A 16,603-nucleotide genomic window follows, 5' to 3' on the forward strand; every position below is an offset into this window, starting at 1 on the left:
TCGGGCGCGCACCCGGCGAGCGCGTTGCCCGGCGGTGCCGGCGCCCCTCCTGCCACCCCTTGACGGGCGAGGTCTGATGAGAACCCGCGACTGGCCGATCCGCTCGAAGCTGACCGCGTTGGTCGTCGCGCCGGTGACCGCGCTGCTGGCGCTGTGGATATTCGCGACGACGCTGACCTTCGGCCCCGCCCTGGACCTGCTCTCCGCGCGCACCCTGCTCTACGACCTGGGCCGCCCCGGCGAGACCGTGGTCACCGAGCTGCAACGGGAACGCAGGCTGTCGGTGGTGCAACTCGCCGGCACCACCGAGCTGCCCGCCCTCGCCGAGCAACGGCAGCGCACCGACCGCGCGGTGGCCGAACTGCGCCGCCGGGCGAGCGGGGAGGAGCTGCGCGACGCCGGCGACGACCTGCTCGACGCCCGCGTCGACCAGTTGCTCAACGCCCTGGCGGCGCTGCCCAGCGGGCGGGACTTCATCGACGACCGCAAGCTGGACCGGGCCGGTGCCATCGGCCTCTACAGCGGCATGGTCTCGTCGTCCTTCCAGGCGTTCGCGGCGATGGCGAACCTGAGCGATCCCGGCATCAACCGGCAGGCGCTGGCGCTCACCGCGCTGGGCCGCTCCCGGGAGCTGCTCGGCCAGGCCGACGCCCTGCTGGCCGGCGCACTGACCGCCGGCCGGTTCGCCGAGGGGGAGCACACCCAACTTGTGCAGGCCATCGGCAACCAGCGGTGGCTCTCCGAGAGCGCGGTCGCCGACCTGCCCGAGGCCGGCCGACTCGCGTACCAGCGGTTGACCGAGACCGAGGCGTTCACCCGGCTGCGCACCATGCAGGACGCGCTGGTCGTGGCCGACCGCACCGGCAGGCCACCCGTGGACGCGGCCAGTTGGCAGGCGAGCCACGACACTGTGCAGCAGCAGCTCCGCGACTTCGAGCTGGCCGAGGCCGACGGGCTCACCGACCGCTCGGTGCCGATGGCCGTCCGGATCCTGATCCGGCTGGCCGCCGCCGGTGTGCTCGGGCTCGTCGCCGTGGTGGTCTCGGTGCTGGTGGCGGTGCGGGTCGGCCGCACGCTGGTCCAGCGCCTCAGCGGGGTCCGTACCGCCGCGCTTGAGCTGGCCGAGCACCGCCTGCCGGACGTGGTGACCCGGCTGCGCCGCGGCGAGCTGGTCGACGTCGCGCGGGAGGCGCCGCCCCTGGAGTACGGCGACGACGAGATCGGCGAGGTCGGGCGGGCCTTCACCAAGGTGCAGCGCACCGCCGTCCAGGCCGCAGTGGACGAGGTAACCCTGCGCCGGGGCCTCAACGAGGTGTTCCTCAACATCGCCCGGCGCAGCCAGGGGCTGGTGCACCGGCAGCTGCACCTGCTGGACCGGATGGAGCGACGCGCCGAGGACCCGGACGAGCTGGCCGAACTGTTCCAGGTGGACCATCTGGCCACCCGGCTCCGCCGACACGCCGAGGACCTGGTCATCCTCGCCGGCTCCGCGCCGGGCCGGGGGTGGCGCAACCCGGTCGCGATGGTCGACCTGGTTCGCGGCGCGATCTCCGAGGTCGAGGCGTACGACCGGGTGGACATCACGGCCGTGCAGCCGGCCGGTGTGCTGGGCCGGGCTGTCGGTGACGTCATCCACCTGCTCGCCGAGCTGATCGAGAACGCCACCGCCTTCTCGCCGCCGGACACCCGGGTCACCGTGACGGGCGAGCAGGTGGCCAACGGGTACGTCCTGGAGATCACCGACCAGGGGCTGGGGATGTCCGAGGCGGCACTGGAGAGCGCCAACACCCGGCTGGCCACGTCGCCCGAGTTCGACCCGACCCAGAGCGCCCGACTCGGCCTGTTCGTGGTGGCCCGGCTGGCGGCCCGGCACGCGGTACGCGTCCAGCTGCGCCCCGGCAGGGAGAGCGGGGTGACCGCCGTGGTGCTGGTCCCCAGCGACCTGGTGACCGCCGAGCCGCCGGCCGGGCACGACCCCGCCGCGCCGGCCGCCGCCTCGGGTGAGCGGCGACTGGCCCGGCCCGTCCGCCGGGTCACCGTGCCCCGGCCCGGCCGCACCCGCCCTCCGGCGGCACCGCCCGCCACCCCGGCTGCGGCGCCACCGCCCGAGAACGTGCCCGGCGCCGACGCGCCTGGCACCAACGGCTCCGGCGCTGACGGGTCTGGCGCTGACGCGCCTGGCACCAACGGCTCCGGCACCAACGGGTCCGACGCCGATCGACAGGGCGGCGACGGGCCGGGCTCCGAGGTGACGGCGTCCTCGGACGAGGCGGGGGACGACCTGGACGGCCTGCCCCGCCGGGTGCGACGGCGTACCCCCACCGCCGTGCCCCGGTCGACGGCCACCGACGCGCCCACACCCCGGTCGCCGGAGGAGGTTCGCCGAATCATGGCGGCACTGCAGGCCGGCACCGCCCGTGGCCGGGCCACCGGCTCACCTCCGACCTCGGCCGCCCCGCGAGGGGCGGCTGGTTCGGTTCCGTCCGCGACCTCGACTGCCGCGACCGTCTCGGCGAACCCGGTGGCTCGGGCGGCTCCGGTCGACCGCGCCAGAGCGGACCGGGACACCACCGAACGCCCGACCGAGATTGAGAGGGACGCCTAGTGCGGCAAACGACGAAGCAGGGCGCCAGCCTCGACTGGCTGCTCGACGAGCTGGTGCAACGGGTGCCAGCCGCCCGGGAGGCGGTGGTGCTCTCCGCCGACGGGCTGCTGCTCGGCTCCTCGACCGAGCTGGAGCGCTCCGACGCCGAGCACCTCTGCGCGCTCGCCGCCGGCTTCTCCAGCCTGGCCCGGGGCGCGAGCCGACACGTGGACGGTGGTCCGGTTCGGCAGACCGTGGTCGAGATGGAGTCGGCGTACCTCTTCGTCACCGCCGCCGGGCAGGGTGCCTGCCTGGCGGTCGTCAGCGACTCGGACGCGGACATCGGCCTGGTCGCATACGAGATGGCGATGCTGGTCATCCGCGTGGGGGAGAACCTCAGCGCGCCGGCCCGACCGTCGGCGGGTGCCGGTGATGCGGGCTGAACCGCCCGGGCCCCAGCACGAGTGGCTGGACGGCGACGCGGGCCCGGTCGTGCGCCCGTACACGCTCACCGGCGGCCGGGTACGCGCCGCCGTCGGGTTCGACCTGGTCGCGTTCGTGCTGGCCAGCGCGGACCTCGACCCGACGGACCACCCGCAGTTGCTCCCGGAGCACCGGCGGCTGGTCGCGCTCGCCAGTCGGCCCATCTCGGTGGCCGAGTTGGCCTCCGAGCTGGACCTCGCGGTCGGGGTGATCCGGGTGCTGCTCGGTGACCTTCTCGCTCAGGGCCTGGTCGCGGTGCACGAGCCGCCGGCCGACGGCAATCTTCCCGACTACGACATCCTCAAGGCGGTGGTCAGTGGACTCCGTGCGTTATGACCATGCGGGCACTCGCACCACCATCCCGCTGGCACTGAAGATCCTCATCGCCGGAGGCTTCGGGGCCGGCAAGACGACGCTGGTGAGCGCGTTGAGCGAGGTCCGCCCGTTGCAGACCGAGGAGGTGCTGACCGGGGCCGGGATCGGCACCGACGACCTCTCCGGCGTGGAGGGCAAGTCGACCACCACGGTGGCGATGGACTTCGGCCGGATCACCATCAACGACGACCTTCAGGTCTACCTGTTCGGCACCCCGGGCCAGGACCGGTTCTGGTTCCTCTGGGACGAGCTGGCCTTCGGCGCGCTCGGCGCGGTGGTGCTCGCCGACACCCGGCGGCTGGCCGACTGCTTCCCGTCCATCGACTACTTCGAGCAGCGCGGCATCCCGTTCGTGGTAGGCGTGAACTGCTTCGACGACACCCGTCGGTTTGAGTTGGAGACGCTACGCCGGGCGCTCGACCTGGATCCGGACGTGCCGATGGTGCTCTGCGACGCCCGGGACCGGCAGTCCGGCAAGCTGGTGTTGATCTCCCTGGTCGAGCACGTGGCGCGCCAGCGCGGTGAGCCGGTGCCGGCCGCCTGACCCGCTGCCGCGGGCGGCGACCTGGTCGTCTGCCGGCACGGGGGCCGCCGACGCCGATCCGGTGCCGGAAAGCTGGTTAGCGGGCCGGCATCGTGGGCAGCTCTGGTTGGATCAACCGAGGATGCCGGCGAAGGGGTGGGGCGTGAGTGGTCAGGGTGAGATCGTCCACATCGGGGGTTACACCGCGCACAGCGGCGGGCGGGGCAGCGGCATCGTCGCCGCCCACCGGGACGCGGCCACCGGGGCGCTGACCCCGCTGGGCACGGCGGCGGTCACCGAGTCCCCCTCGTTCCTGGTGCGGCACCCCAGCCAGCCGGTGCTCTACGCGGTCAACGAGGTGACCGACGGGGCGATCAGCGCCTGGCGCGTCGGTCCCGACGGTGCACTCGACCCGCTCGGCAGCCGTTCGACCGGCGGCGCCGAGCCCTGTCACCTGGCGGTGCTGCCCGACGGCGGGCACCTGGTCGCGGCGAACTACGGCGGCGGCAGCGTCGCGGTCTTCCCGCTCGACGCACAGGGCGTGCCCGGCGAGCGCACGGACCTCGTGGTGCACGAAGGGCACGGTCCCGACCCGGAACGCCAGGACCGGGCGCACACCCACATGGTCTCGCCGGGGCCGGGCCGAGCGCCGCTGCTCGCGGTGGACCTCGGCACCGACTCGGTCTACCGGTACGACCTGGACGGCTCCAGCGGGCGGTTGACGCCGCGCGGGCCACGGATGCGGACAGCGCCGGGCACCGGGCCGCGGCACCTGGCCCGTCACCCCGACGGGCGGCGCTGCTATCTGGTCGGCGAGCTGGACGCCTCGGTCGCCGCGTACGAGCTGACCGACGACGGGACGCTGCACCAGCGCGGTCGGGTCGAGGCGAGCGAGCGGACCGGCCACGTCCAGCCGTCGGAGGTCGCGGTCGGCCCGGATGGCCGTTTCCTCTATGTCGCCAATCGTGGGGTGGGCACGATCGCGGTCTTCAATCTCGCCGGGGAGCCGCCCGAGCTGGTGGCCGAAGTGGACACCGATGGCGAGTGGCCTCGACACTTCGCGCTGGTCGGGGAGCATCTCTACGTCGCCGACGAGCGGGCGGACATGGTGCGGGTCTTCCGGCTGGACGCGAGCACCGGCATTCCGGTGCCGGTCGGCGAGCCCGTGGCGGTGCCGAGCCCGACCTGCGTACTGCCGTGAGTCGATGCGTCGCCCGAGCGAGACGTGAGGATGATGCCGGTTTGACAACCGCTCGGGGCGGCTTCATCACTCTGTGTCGCTAAATGGTGATCAACTGTTTCTCCTGCGTAACTTTAGTCCGAACGGTTGTGGCAGAGACGGCATCTAATACGCAAGATGGTCAGCGTGTCAGCAGGCCGCCATCGCATGCGTTCGAAACTCCACCTCGCCGCCGCCGGAGTAACGGCGACGGTTCTCGTCGTGACCACCGGCGTCTGGTTCGGCTACAAGGAGCTGATTCAGCCGAGCTGTTCCGGTGAGATCCGACTCGCCGTGGCGGTCGCCTCCGAGCTCGCGCCCGCGGTGGACGCCGCCGCGTCCCAATGGGTCAAGGACGGCGCTGCGGTAGGCCCCACCTGCATCCGCGTCGATGTCTCGGCGTCCGACCCGGTCGACGTGGCAGCCGTGGTGGCCGCGAAGCACGGCGCCGTCCTGGCGGGTGTCGGGCAGGCCAGCGGCACAGCCGTCACCCCGGACGTCTGGGTGCCGGACTCCTCGACCTGGCTGCTGAGGCTCAAGAAGGACGCGACCGCGTTCGCCCCGACCAACGGCGCCTCCATCGCGCGCAGCCCTGTCGTCGTCGCGATGCCGGAGCCGGTGGCCACCCGGTTGGGTTGGCCCAACGCGAAGTTCACCTGGGCCGACCTCCTCAAGCAGGTCAACAGCAGCAAGCCGCTTCGTACCGGCATCGTCGAGCCGACCCGGGACGCGGCCGGCCTGTCGGGTCTGCTCTCGCTGACCGCGGCCGCCAGCGCGGCCGGTGGCGACACCCAGCGCAACACCGTCGGTGCGCTGCGGGCGCTGGCCACGGGCCGGTCGTCACTGCGCAGCGACCTGGTGGCACGCTTCCCGACCGCCACGGACCCGACCTCCATCGCGAGCGGTCTCGGTGCGGCGGCGCTGTCCGAGGAAGACGTGATCGCCTACAACAGCAAGAAGCCGCCGGTGCCGCTCGCCGCGCTCTACATGGAGCCGGCGCCGATGCCGCTGGACTACCCGTACGCGGTGCTGCCCGGCATCGAGCCGGCCAAGGCGTCGGCGGCCAAGGTGCTGTTCGAGCTGCTCACCGCCCCGAAGTTCCGGGACCGGCTGGCGACGCAGGCGCTGCGCGGGCCGGACGGCAACTGGGGCGCCGGCTTCAACGCGCCACAGGGCGCCCCGAGCCCGTCCGGCGGCGCGTCGTCCGCGCCAGCGGCCGGCGGCACGGCGGCGGGTGGCCTGGACCCGGCCGCGATCCAGCGCGTCGTCTCCAGCTGGTCGATCGCTACCCAGTCCGGCCGGATGCTCTGCGTCATCGACGTCTCCGGCTCGATGAAGGAAGAGGTGCCCAGCGCCAACAAGCGCAGCCGGGAGGAGGTCACCGTGGACGCGGCGCGTCGCGGCCTCGGCCTCTTCGACGACTCCTGGTCGATCGGCCTCTGGACCTTCTCCACCAGGCTCGTGGGAAACCGGGACTACCGGGAGTTGGTCCCCATCGGCCCGCTCTCCAGCCAGCGGGGTCAGCTCGAGGCGGCGCTCGGCACCATCAAGCCCTCCAACGGTGACACCGGCCTCTACGACACCACGCTGGCCGCGTACCAGGCGGTCCAGGAGGACTGGCAGCCCGGCCGGGTCAACTCGATCGTGCTGTTCACCGACGGCAAGAACGAGGACGACAACGGCCTCAACCAGCAGCAGCTGCTGGCCAAGCTGAAGCAGATCGCCGACCCGGAGCGACCGGTGCAGGTCATCATGATCGGTATCGGTGAGAGCGTCAGCAAGGCCGAGCTGGAGTCGATCACGAAGGTCACCGGTGGCGATGTCTTCGTCACCAAGGACCCGAGTGAGATCGGCAGCATCTTCCTCAGCGCCATCGCCCGCCGCCCGCCGGCGCCGCGCTGAGCCGAGGCACAGCACGAGGTGCCCGCCGGACCGCCAATCCGGTACGGCGGACTCCTTGTGTAGCCACGGGGTTGAGGAAAAGTGACGGCAATACGTCGGAAGCAATCGGTAGTCATAGTTATCAGGGCAGGATGTCGACGTGTCCCGGCATTGTCGGTCCGCCCCGGTTGCCCCGGCCGTCGGTCCGCCTCGACGCGACCAGTCGGCCAGGGTCGACCTGAACAGAGTGGGGAGGGCCAGTGCCCGCGACGACACTGATGACCCCCGCCAGCACGTCGACCAAGCCGGACGGCGGTCCGGCCGGGCTGGTGGCCCGCGCCGACCAACGGTCCTACGTCCGGGTCCTGGTGGTGCTGGACACCGTCATCCTCACCATCGCACTGCTCGTCGGGTACATCGCCCGGTTCGGTGACGATGAGCCGAGCGGCTCGAAGATCCCGTACGTGCTGGTGGCGCCGGGGTTGGTCCTGGCCTGGCTGCTCTCGCTCAAGGCGCTCGGTTGCTACGACGACCGGGTGATCGGCTACGGGGCGGACGAGTACCGGCGGGTCAACTCGGCGAGTCTGCGACTGGCCGGTGCGATCGCCATCGCCGGATACATCGCCGACGTCGGCGTCTCCCGGGGTTTCCTCGGCATCACCTTCGCGGTGGGCACCGTCGGGCTGGAGGTGGCCCGGTTCGCTGCCCGCAAACGCCTGCACCGGGCCCGCTCCCGAGGGTTCGGCTGGTCCCGCAAGGTGCTGGTGGTCGGCGACACCGCCCACGTTCTGGAGTTGGTGCACACCCTGCGCCGGGAGCCGTACGCCGGCTATCAGGTGGTTGGTGCGTGCATCCCCGACGCGCTGCTGGCGCCGGTGGCGCAGCGGCTCGGTGACGTGCCGGTGGTGGGGTCGTTCCGGGGCATCCCGGAGGCCGCCACCGCGATCGGCGCGGACACGGTCGCCGTGACCGCCTCCGGTGAGCTGACCGCTGCCCGGCTGCGCCGGCTCGGTTGGCAGTTGGAGGGCACTGGCGTTGACCTCGTCGTGGCGCCCGCGCTGACCGACGTGGCCGGCCCTCGGATCCACACCCGCCCGGTCGCCGGGCTGCCCCTGATCCACGTCGAGGCGCCCGAGTTCCGCGGTGCGCGCAAGCTGGTCAAGGGGTTCGTCGACCGATCGGTGTCGTCGCTGGCTCTGGCGCTGCTGCTGCCGCTGATCGGGCTCATCGCGTTGGCCATCAAACTGGACAGCCGGGGCCCGGTGCTGTTCCGGCAGGTCCGGGTCGGCCGGGGCGGGAAGGAGTTCGGCGTCTTCAAGTTCCGGACCATGGTGGTGAACGCCGACGCGCTGCTCGCCGAGCTGGCCGCCCGCAACGAGACCGACGGCCTCATGTTCAAGATGCGCGACGACCCGCGGGTCACCCGGGTCGGCCGGTTGCTGCGCAAGTGGTCGCTGGACGAGCTGCCGCAGCTCGTCAACGTGCTGCTGGGCCAGATGAGCCTGGTCGGGCCGCGCCCGCCGCTGCCCTCGGAGGTGGCCCGCTACGACGGCGACGTCGCCCGCCGGCTGCTGGTCAAGCCCGGCATGACCGGGCTGTGGCAGGTCAGCGGGCGCTCCGACCTGAGCTGGGAGGACGGCATTCGGCTCGATCTCTACTACGTGGAGAACTGGTCCCTCGCCGCCGACCTCACCATCCTCTGGAAGACCTTCGGCGCGGTGCTGAACAGCCGCGGCGCGTACTGACCTCCGGCGGTCACGCCTGCGGGCCGTACCAGTCGAGGCAGACCACCACGGCGTCGTCGATCAGATCGCCGGCCACGAAGGCGCGCAGGTCACCGAGCAGCGAGCGGACGGCGTCCAGCGGCTCCATCGGGCCGGTCCGGCGCAGGAACCGGTCGAGTGCCGTCTCGCCGTAGCGCACATCCTGCCCGGTGGCGTCCACCACCCCGTCGCTGACCACGAACAGCCGGTCGCCGCGCTCCAGCGTGAACGTCTGCTCGTGGTAGTCGGTCGCCTCGAACATGCCGAGCGGGAACTGCGCCTCCAACGGCTGCTCGGTGACCTCACCGTCGCGCAGCAGGACCAGCCGCGGTGAGCCCGCGTCCACCACGGTCATCGTCCCGGTACGGAGGTCCAGCTCCAGCAGTAGCGCGGACAGGTGCCGCTTGCCCCGGTACTCGTCGTAGAGGGCCTGGTCGGCGAGGGCTGCCTGGTCGGCCAGGCCCAGCCCGGCCCGGCGGGCGTTGCGCAGCGCGTGGGTGGCCAGTGAGGTGAGCAGGGACGCCGCGACACCCTCCCCGGTCCCGTTGACGGTGGACAGCCAGAGCCGCTGCCCGTCGTCGGACCAGTCGAAGCTGTCGCCCCGCACCGCGTACGCCGGCTCCAACTGCCCGGCCAGGCTGAACGACGGCCGGATCCGGCTGCGGCCGGGCAGCAGGTCCCACTGCATCTCGGCGGCCAGGGTGAGCCGCTGGCTGCGCCGTGCGGCACGGTAGACGTCGGTGCCGGGGGACACGGCGTCCAGCTCGTGGGCGAGCGCGGTGGCGATCTCGGCGAGGTCGCCGAGGACTGTCGGATCGTCCGGCACCGGCGTCAGGCGCAGCACGCCCCGGCGCTCGCCGCGCATGCTGACCGGCAACCACGCGGTGTCGTCGACCCGCACGGGCGACTGGTGGTCGAAGGCGCGCCAGGCGGGGTGCCCGGGACCCCGCAAGGGCTCACCCTCGGTGAGGGGAAGCAGCTCCGAGAGCCGATAGTCGACCTGGTACAGCTCAGCCTCGCTGATCCCGTACGCCTCGGCGAGCACCTGCGCGACCCCGCTCACGAGTCGGTCGGCAGGTGTCTCGTTCAGGGTACGTCGTGCCTGATTGACCGGTTCGTTCATCAGGGCTCCTTGATCAAGCTCGACCACCAGCGGGTTCGGAGTAGTCTCGGGCCACCATGGCCGAACTGCCCGGTCCACCGGACCCCGAGACGAGTATGGCTGCCGCGTTGGACGCGGCGGCGGGTGCACTGCTGAGCGTGTGGGATTCCGCCCGGGAGGCGACCGCCAACCGGTTGTCCGGAGTCCAGCTACGGGCTGTGATGGTGGTCGAGCACCACGACGGGATCAACCTGCGCCGGCTCTCCACCCGGTTGGACATGCTGCTCAGCTCCGCCAGCCGGCTCTGCGACCGGCTGGTCGCCGCCGGCATGCTGGAGCGCGAGCCGGGCCGCTTCGACCGGCGGGAGATCTCCCTGCACCTCACCCCGGAGGCCCGTCGGCTCCTCGCGGAGCTGCGGGCGGACCGCCAGGCGCGACTTGCCGCCGTCCTGGCCGAGATGAGCCCGGCAGGTCGCACGGCGCTGCTGCGCGGAATTCGGGATTTCGACGAGGCCGCCCGCCGACAGCGGACGCAGAGCACGTCGACGCCGGACGACGGGGGCCAGCCGCGCGGGCGCGGAGACTGGCCGGGCGAGGGCTACTGGCCGGACGGCGCCGACGAGCCGCGCGGCCCGGGGGAGTGGCCAGGGGACCCGGATCGTCCCACCGGGCGGCCGAGGGACTGGCCGGCGGACCCCGAGCGGCCCTCCCGCACGATGCGGCAGAGCGGGCCGGCCGTCCCCGAGCGGCCGATGGGCAGCCCGCGCGAGTGGCCTACGGGCGAGCCTCCGGTGGCGCGGACCGCCTGATTCGACCCATGGTCGGCCCCACGCCGGCGGTACGCCGCCCGCCGTACCCCGTCGATCACCCCGGTGTCGACGCGCACACCGCCAGCATGGCGATGTCGTCCTCGGCCTGCCCGCCCAGCCATTCGTCCACCAACTGGAGCAGCCTGTCGACCAGCACGGCAGGCGGCAGCCCCGCTGCCGAGGCGAGCGCGGCGCGCAGCCGGTGCTCGCCGAACAGTTCGCCGTCGAACGGACCGCCCCGCGCCTCGGTCACCCCGTCGGTGTACGCGAGCAGCAGGTCACCCGGGTCGAGGTGCGCCCGGGTCTCGGCGAACCGGGCGTCGGCCAGCGCACCGACCGGCATCCCGCCGACCGGGACCGGGGTGACCGAGCCGGTGGCGGTGACCAGCAGCGGCGCCGGGTGGCCCCCGCCGCTGATCCGGATGTCCACCCCGGCCGGTCCGCGCTCCAGCGAGCCCAGCAGCAGGGTGGTGAACTGACCGCGCCGCGCCGCGTCGGGTGTGTCGAACAGGGCCTGGTTGAGGAGGTGGATCAGCTCCAGCGGTCGCCGCTCGACCAGCCGCAACGTCTGCAACGACTGGCGGACCCGGCCGGTCAGCACGGCGGCGCCGACACCCTTGCCGCACACGTCGCCGAGCGCGAACAGCGCGCCGCGCGAGTGCGGAAACACCTCGTAGAAGTCACCGCCGATGCGCAGCGTGTCCCCGGCGGCACGATAGCCCCCGGCGATGCTCACGCCGGGCACCGTCGGCAGCTCCGGTGGGAGCAGGCTGGTCTGCAACACCCGGGCGAGGTGGGCCTGCTCGCCGTACAGCTCGGCGGTGGCCAGTGCCGCCCCGGCCCGCGCGGCGAACTCGCGGGCCAGCTCGACGTCGCGCGGGTCGAATCCGGCCCGCCCGTCCCGGCGGATCAGCAGCAGGGCGCCGGCCGGGCCGCCGGCGCCGCGCATCGGGCAGACCAGCACGGTGTCCGGCCGGCCGAACTCGGGCGGCAGCACGGCGGCCAGATCGTCGGGCTCGACGTCCCGCCACAGGCTCGGCTCGGTGAGTTCGCCGTCGATCGCCTCGGCGAGGCCGGGGACGACGGCGGTCAGCTCCGGAGCGGCACGCCCCGTGACGGGGGCAGGGCCGCCCTCGACGTACCGGGTCCAGCGGGGGTGCGGCTCGGCCGGCGCGAGCGGGCGGTGCAGCGCGACGGCGGCGTCGGCCAGGTACGGCACGGCGAGGGTCGTGGTGGTCCGCAGGGTCTGGTCCCGGTGCAGGGAAAGCCCGAGCCGGCTGCCGGCCTGGGCGAGGAACGCGGTGCGGGAGCGCTCGGCCAGCAGGGCGTCGGTGCGGGCGTGCTCCTCGGTGACGTCCCGGACGTACCAGGCGTACCGGCTGCCGGAGAGCTGCCGCCGGAAGCCGCGCAGCTGTCGGCCACGGTGCTCGGCGTCGAAGCGCTCGGCGCCGTCGGTGACCGCCCGGGCCAGTGCCGCGACCGGGCACCCGGACAACTCGGTGCCCGCGACGATCTCCGGGAGCAACTCCGCCACCATGGCGTTGACCAGGGTGACCCGGCTGGCCTCGTCGGTCGTCACGACGGCCTCGGCGAGCCCGTCGAGCAGCTCGCGAGCCAACGGCGAATCGGCCGGAAGTGGATCGCCGGTGGGCGGGTCAGCAGGTCCGCGGGACGCCTGCCCCTCGTCGCTGACCGGGCCGGCGTTGCCGCCCCTTCGGGTCGTGCTCATCGCCCGACGCCGGCCCGCGTCTGACGCCCTGTGCGCATGCTGCTCCTGCACTCCTTGCCCGCGGATCGTTGCCTGAGGGCAAGCGTACCGAGCCTCACCGACGGGCACCCAGAGCGCGGTGTCGGTGGTCAGGCGGAGCGGGTCAGCCAGCCGGCGGGTCGGCCGACGATGTGGCGGACCACCGACCCGGCGGCGCCTACCGCGGCGGCCTCCGGGCCGAGGGTCGACGGTCGGACCGTGACCGGTGACCAGGCGGCGGTGAGCACCCGGCCGGCGATCTCGGCGAGCACCGGAGGGCACAGCCAGGGCGCCAGCGGGGCGTACCCGCCGCCGAGCACCACGGTGTCCAGGTCCAGCAGGTTGACCACGCCCGCCACCGCGACACCGAGCGCCGTGCCGGCATCCCGCAGCGCCCGCAGGGCGTCCGGGTCGCCGGCCTCGGCCAGCTCCGCCAGCCGCGCGGTGGCGGTGTCCGCCGGTAGCTCCGCCCGGGCCAGCCCGGCGGCGGTCACGATCGCCTCCTGGCCGGCGTACTGCTCCAGGCAGCCACGCCCGCCGCAGCGGCACGGGCGTCCCTGCGGGTGGACCGGGAGGTGCCCGATCTCACCGCTCCAACCGCGGACGCCCCGGAACAGCGCCCCGTCCAGCACGATCCCCGCGCCGATGCCGACCTCGCCGGAGATGTGCAGGAAGCTGGCCGGGCCGGGGGGCCGCGAGTGCAGTTCGCCGAGCGCGGCCAGGTTGGCCTCGTTGTCCACCACCAGGGCCGGTACGCCGGGCACCTGATCGGTCAGCGGCGGGTGCGCGCCCAGCAGCGCCGGCACCGGTACGTCCTGCCAGCCGAGGTTCGGCGCGAGTCGGACCACCCCGGCGTCGTCCACGAGGCCGGGCACGGCGAGCGCGGCACCGGCCAGGGTGAGCCCCTGCCGGGCGGCGTCGGCGCGGGCCTGCCCGGCCAACTCGACCAGCTGGGCCAGGGCGTCGGCGGGTGCCACCGGGCGCAGGTCGGCGCGGTGCACGGTGCGGTGTCGCACCTGGCCGGCGAGGTCGACCACGCACACCGCCAGGTAGTCGACGTTGACCTCCAGGCCGAGCCCCGCCGGCCCCTCGTCGGCCAGGACCAGCCCTCGGGCCGGGCGGCCGGCGCCGGCCCGGGGCGCCGGGTCGGCCTCGCTGACCAGTTGGCCGGCGAGCAGGTCCTCGACCACGGCGGAGACGGTGGCCCGGGTCAGGCCGGTGGCCGTGGCGAGGTCGGCGCGGGACGGGGGTCGGTCGGCGGCGGCGATCCGACCGAGCACGAGGGCGAGATTGAGTTCGCGCAGGCTGCCCTGACGTGCGGCGCCGGCCGGGGAGTGGGTGGGGCTCACCCCTTGACAGTGCCATATGGTGGGCAAATAATTCAATCGCTGAACAAATAGCGACACCGCGCACCCACCACCACCCCGGAGGTCCTCATGGCACCACGCCCCACCCCCGCCGACAAGTTCTCCTTCGGGCTCTGGACGGTGGGCTGGCAGGCCCGTGACCCGTTCGGTGACGCGACGCGCCCCGAGCTCGACCCGGTCGAGGCCGTGCACCGGCTCGCCGAGCTGGGCGCGTACGGCGTCACCTTCCACGACGACGACCTGATCCCGTTCGGCGTCGACGCCGCCACCCGGGACCAGCACATCGCCCGGTTCCGCAAGGCCCTCGACGAGACCGGCCTGGTCGTCCCGATGGTCACCACCAACCTCTTCACCCACCCGGTCTTCAAGGACGGCGGCTTCACCAGCAACGACCGCGACGTCCGCCGCTACGCGCTGCGCAAGGTGCTGCGCAACGTCGACCTGGCCGCCGAGCTGGGCGCGAGCACCTTCGTGATGTGGGGCGGTCGTGAGGGCTCCGAGTACGACGTCGCCAAGGACGTCCGCGCCGCCCTGGACCGCTACCGCGAGGCCGTCGACCTGCTCACCCAGTACGTCATCGACCGCGGCTACAACCTGCGCTTCGCGCTGGAGCCCAAGCCCAACGAGCCGCGCGGCGACATCCTGCTGCCGACGGTCGGGCACGCGCTCGCCTTCATCTCCCAGCTCGAACACCCGGAGATGGTCGGCCTCAACCCGGAGGTCGGCCACGAGCAGATGGCCGGGCTCAACTACGCACACGGCATCGCCCAGGCGCTCTGGCAGGGCAAGCTGTTCCACCTCGACCTCAACGGTCAGCGCGGCATCAAGTACGACCAGGACCTGGTCTTCGGCCACGGCGACCTGATGAACGCGTTCGCGCTGGTGGACCTGCTGGAGAACGGCGGCCCCAACGGCGGCCCGACCTACGACGGCCCTCGGCACTTCGACTACAAGCCCTCCCGCACCGAGGACATGGACGGGGTGTGGGCGTCGGCGGCCGCCAACATGGCCACCTACCTGCTGCTCAAGGAGCGGGCCGCCGCGTTCCGCGCCGACCCCGAGGTGGTCGAGGCGCTCGCCGCCAGCAAGGTCGGCGAGCTGAGCACGCCGACGCTCAACGCGGGTGAGGGGTACGAGGACCTGCGCGCCGACCGGTCCGCGTTCGAGGAGTTCGACGTCGACGCGGTGGCCGCCCGGGGCTTCGGCTTCGTCCGGCTCAACCAGCTCGCCGTCGAGCACCTGCTCGGCGCCCGCTGAGGCCCCGCCATGCCGCTGGTCGCAGGCGTTGACTCGTCCACGCAGTCCTGCAAGGTGGTCATCCGCGACGCGGAGACCGGTGCCCTGGTCCGGCAGGGCCGGGCACCGCACCCGGACGGCACCGAGGTCGATCCGGAAGCCTGGTGGCAGGCGCTGCGCAGCGCCGCCGAGCAGGCCGGTGGGCTGGCCGACGTGGCGGCGGTCTCCGTCGCCGGCCAGCAGCACGGCATGGTCTGCCTCGACGAGGCCGGCCGGGTGGTCCGCCCGGCCCTGCTGTGGAACGACACCCGCTCCGCCGACGCCGCCGCCGACCTGATTGAGGAGGCCGGCGGCGGCGCGGTCGGGCGTCGGTTCTGGGCCGAGGCCACCGGAAGCGTGCCGGTGGCCAGCTTCACCCTCACCAAGCTGCGGTGGCTGGCCACACACGAGCCGGAGCGGGCGGCCCAGGTGGCGGCCGTCTGCCTGCCGCACGACTGGCTGACCTGGCGGTTGGCCGGGGCACCGGGGCTGGGCGCACTGCGTACCGACCGGGGCGATGCCAGCGGCACCAGCTACTGGTCGCCGGCCACCGGCGAATACCGGCTGGACCTGCTGGAGAGGGGCTTCGGCCGGCAGTTGGTGCTGCCCGAGGTGATCGGTCCGGCGGAGTCGGCGGGAAAGCTGGCAGACGAACTGGGTGGGCCGGGCGGCGCGCTGCTCGGCGCGGGCACCGGGGACAACGCCGCCGCCGCTCTCGGCGTCGGTGCCGGCCCGGGTGACGTGGTCGTCTCGATCGGCACCTCCGGCACCGTGTTCAGTGTCGCCGACGTGCCGGCCGCCGACGAGAGCGGTGCGGTGGCGGGCTTCGCCGACGCGTCCGGTCGTTTCCTGCCGCTGGTCGCCACGCTCAACGCCGCCCGGGTGCTGGACGCCGCCGCCGCGCTGCTCGGCGTCAACCTGGACCAGTTGGCCGAGTTGGCGCTCTCCGCGCCGGCCGGCGCGGACGGGCTGGTCATGGTGCCCTACCTGGAGGGTGAGCGCACGCCGAACCGGCCGCTGGCCACCGGTGCGGTGCACGGGTTGACCCTGCGCACCTCGACCCCGGCGCACCTGGCCCGCGCCGCCGTGGAGGGCATGCTCTGCGCGCTCGCCGACGGCCTCGACGCGCTGACCGCGCAGGGCGCCACGGCCCGCCGCGTCATCCTGGTCGGCGGCGGAGCGCGGTCGGCGGCGGTCCGTCGAATCGCGCCGCAGGTCTTCGGCTGCCCGGTCGTCGTCCCGCCACCCGGCGAGTACGTCGCCGACGGCGCCGCCCGCCAGGCCGCCTGGGTCGCCCTGGGCGGTCCGACGCCGCCCACCTGGGCGGTCGAGGGCACCGAGGAGTACGCCGCCGAGCCCGTCCCGGCAGTCCGTGACCAGTACGCCGCCGCCCGAGGGCTGGTCCTGGACCGCCGCTGACCAACCGGTGTGGGTGACCGACGACTGCCACCCACGTGACGACGCCCTCAGCGGAG

General features: G+C 73.5%; 13 protein-coding genes. 10 read left to right on the forward strand and 3 right to left on the reverse strand.

Annotated features, from left to right (window positions below):
• Positions 1-76: 76 nt before the first annotated feature.
• From ABZ808_RS18945 to ABZ808_RS18975, 7 genes are all read left to right on the forward strand, one after another.
• Entirely contained in the window at positions 77-2,605 is a 2,529-nt protein-coding gene (locus ABZ808_RS18945) for a nitrate- and nitrite sensing domain-containing protein (protein WP_357007861.1), read from the forward strand.
• A complete protein-coding gene (locus tag ABZ808_RS18950; RefSeq protein WP_357007864.1) occupies positions 2,605-3,027 on the forward strand; it encodes a roadblock/LC7 domain-containing protein in 423 nt (140 codons plus the stop codon). Before ABZ808_RS18945 ends, ABZ808_RS18950 begins: the two co-directional genes overlap by 1 nt.
• Positions 3,017-3,403, forward strand: a complete 387-nt coding sequence (locus ABZ808_RS18955) for a DUF742 domain-containing protein (protein WP_357007867.1) — start codon at positions 3,017-3,019, stop codon at positions 3,401-3,403. The genes ABZ808_RS18950 and ABZ808_RS18955 overlap by 11 nt, the downstream gene beginning before the upstream one ends.
• On the forward strand, positions 3,384-3,986 hold the full coding sequence (locus tag ABZ808_RS18960; protein WP_357007870.1) for an ATP/GTP-binding protein: 603 nt from the start codon (positions 3,384-3,386) through the stop codon (positions 3,984-3,986). Before ABZ808_RS18955 ends, ABZ808_RS18960 begins: the two co-directional genes overlap by 20 nt.
• A gap of 142 nt (positions 3,987-4,128) precedes the next feature.
• On the forward strand, positions 4,129-5,166 hold the full coding sequence (locus ABZ808_RS18965; RefSeq protein WP_357007872.1) for a lactonase family protein: 1,038 nt from the start codon (positions 4,129-4,131) through the stop codon (positions 5,164-5,166).
• 165 nt (positions 5,167-5,331) lie between these two features.
• A complete protein-coding gene (locus ABZ808_RS18970) occupies positions 5,332-7,086 on the forward strand; it encodes a substrate-binding domain-containing protein (RefSeq protein ID WP_357007875.1) in 1,755 nt (584 codons plus the stop codon).
• Between the two features lie 257 nt (positions 7,087-7,343).
• Complete coding sequence (locus ABZ808_RS18975; protein ID WP_357008234.1) at positions 7,344-8,810, forward strand: sugar transferase; 1,467 nt, start codon at positions 7,344-7,346, stop codon at positions 8,808-8,810.
• 10 nt (positions 8,811-8,820) lie between these two features.
• Here ABZ808_RS18975 and ABZ808_RS18980 read toward each other — a convergent pair whose 3' ends face one another.
• Positions 8,821-9,951: a PP2C family protein-serine/threonine phosphatase gene (locus ABZ808_RS18980; RefSeq protein ID WP_357007878.1), complete on the reverse strand. Its 1,131-nt coding sequence runs from the start codon at positions 9,949-9,951 to the stop codon at positions 8,821-8,823.
• Between the two features lie 56 nt (positions 9,952-10,007).
• On the opposite strand from ABZ808_RS18980, the gene ABZ808_RS18985 reads away from it, so the two are divergent.
• The gene (locus tag ABZ808_RS18985) at positions 10,008-10,739 is read left to right on the forward strand and encodes a MarR family winged helix-turn-helix transcriptional regulator (protein WP_357007881.1); all 732 of its coding nucleotides are present in this window, start codon (positions 10,008-10,010) and stop codon (positions 10,737-10,739) included.
• Between the two features lie 55 nt (positions 10,740-10,794).
• On the opposite strand, the gene ABZ808_RS18990 is transcribed toward ABZ808_RS18985, so the two are convergent.
• Both ABZ808_RS18990 and ABZ808_RS18995 read right to left on the reverse strand, forming a co-directional pair.
• On the reverse strand, positions 10,795-12,468 hold the full coding sequence (locus ABZ808_RS18990) for a PP2C family protein-serine/threonine phosphatase (RefSeq protein WP_357007884.1): 1,674 nt from the start codon (positions 12,466-12,468) through the stop codon (positions 10,795-10,797).
• Between the two features lie 128 nt (positions 12,469-12,596).
• Positions 12,597-13,835: an ROK family transcriptional regulator gene (locus ABZ808_RS18995; RefSeq protein WP_357007887.1), complete on the reverse strand. Its 1,239-nt coding sequence runs from the start codon at positions 13,833-13,835 to the stop codon at positions 12,597-12,599.
• Between the two features lie 87 nt (positions 13,836-13,922).
• Here ABZ808_RS18995 and xylA point away from each other — a divergent pair, with 87 nt between their 5' ends.
• Positions 13,923-15,110 carry a xylose isomerase gene (xylA, locus tag ABZ808_RS19000; protein ID WP_357007890.1) on the forward strand — a complete coding sequence of 396 codons (1,188 nt, stop codon included), beginning with the start codon at positions 13,923-13,925 and terminating at the stop codon, positions 15,108-15,110.
• Between the two features lie 9 nt (positions 15,111-15,119).
• Positions 15,120-16,547 (forward strand): xylulokinase, encoded by a 1,428-nt coding sequence (gene xylB / locus ABZ808_RS19005; RefSeq protein WP_357007893.1) that lies wholly within the window; start codon positions 15,120-15,122, stop codon positions 16,545-16,547.
• Positions 16,548-16,603 lie beyond the last annotated feature (56 nt).

This window comes from Micromonospora sp. NPDC047527 (assembly GCF_040643015.1).
Taxonomy (GTDB): Bacteria; Actinomycetota; Actinomycetes; order Mycobacteriales; family Micromonosporaceae; genus Micromonospora.

Excerpts from the sequence above, each read along its gene's own strand:
- ABZ808_RS18945 (WP_357007861.1), top strand. The coding sequence starts at position 77 with ATGAGAACCCGCGACTGGCCGATCCGCTCGAAGCTGACCGCGTTGGTC.
- ABZ808_RS18955 (WP_357007867.1), top strand. The coding sequence starts at position 3,017 with ATGCGGGCTGAACCGCCCGGGCCCCAGCACGAGTGGCTGGACGGCGAC.
- ABZ808_RS18975 (WP_357008234.1), top strand. The coding sequence starts at position 7,344 with ATGACCCCCGCCAGCACGTCGACCAAGCCGGACGGCGGTCCGGCCGGG.
- ABZ808_RS18980 (WP_357007878.1), bottom strand. The coding sequence starts at position 9,951 with ATGAACGAACCGGTCAATCAGGCACGACGTACCCTGAACGAGACACCT.
- ABZ808_RS18985 (WP_357007881.1), top strand. The coding sequence starts at position 10,008 with ATGGCCGAACTGCCCGGTCCACCGGACCCCGAGACGAGTATGGCTGCC.
- ABZ808_RS18990 (WP_357007884.1), bottom strand. The coding sequence starts at position 12,468 with ATGAGCACGACCCGAAGGGGCGGCAACGCCGGCCCGGTCAGCGACGAG.
- xylA (WP_357007890.1), top strand. The coding sequence starts at position 13,923 with ATGGCACCACGCCCCACCCCCGCCGACAAGTTCTCCTTCGGGCTCTGG.
- xylB (WP_357007893.1), top strand. The coding sequence starts at position 15,120 with ATGCCGCTGGTCGCAGGCGTTGACTCGTCCACGCAGTCCTGCAAGGTG.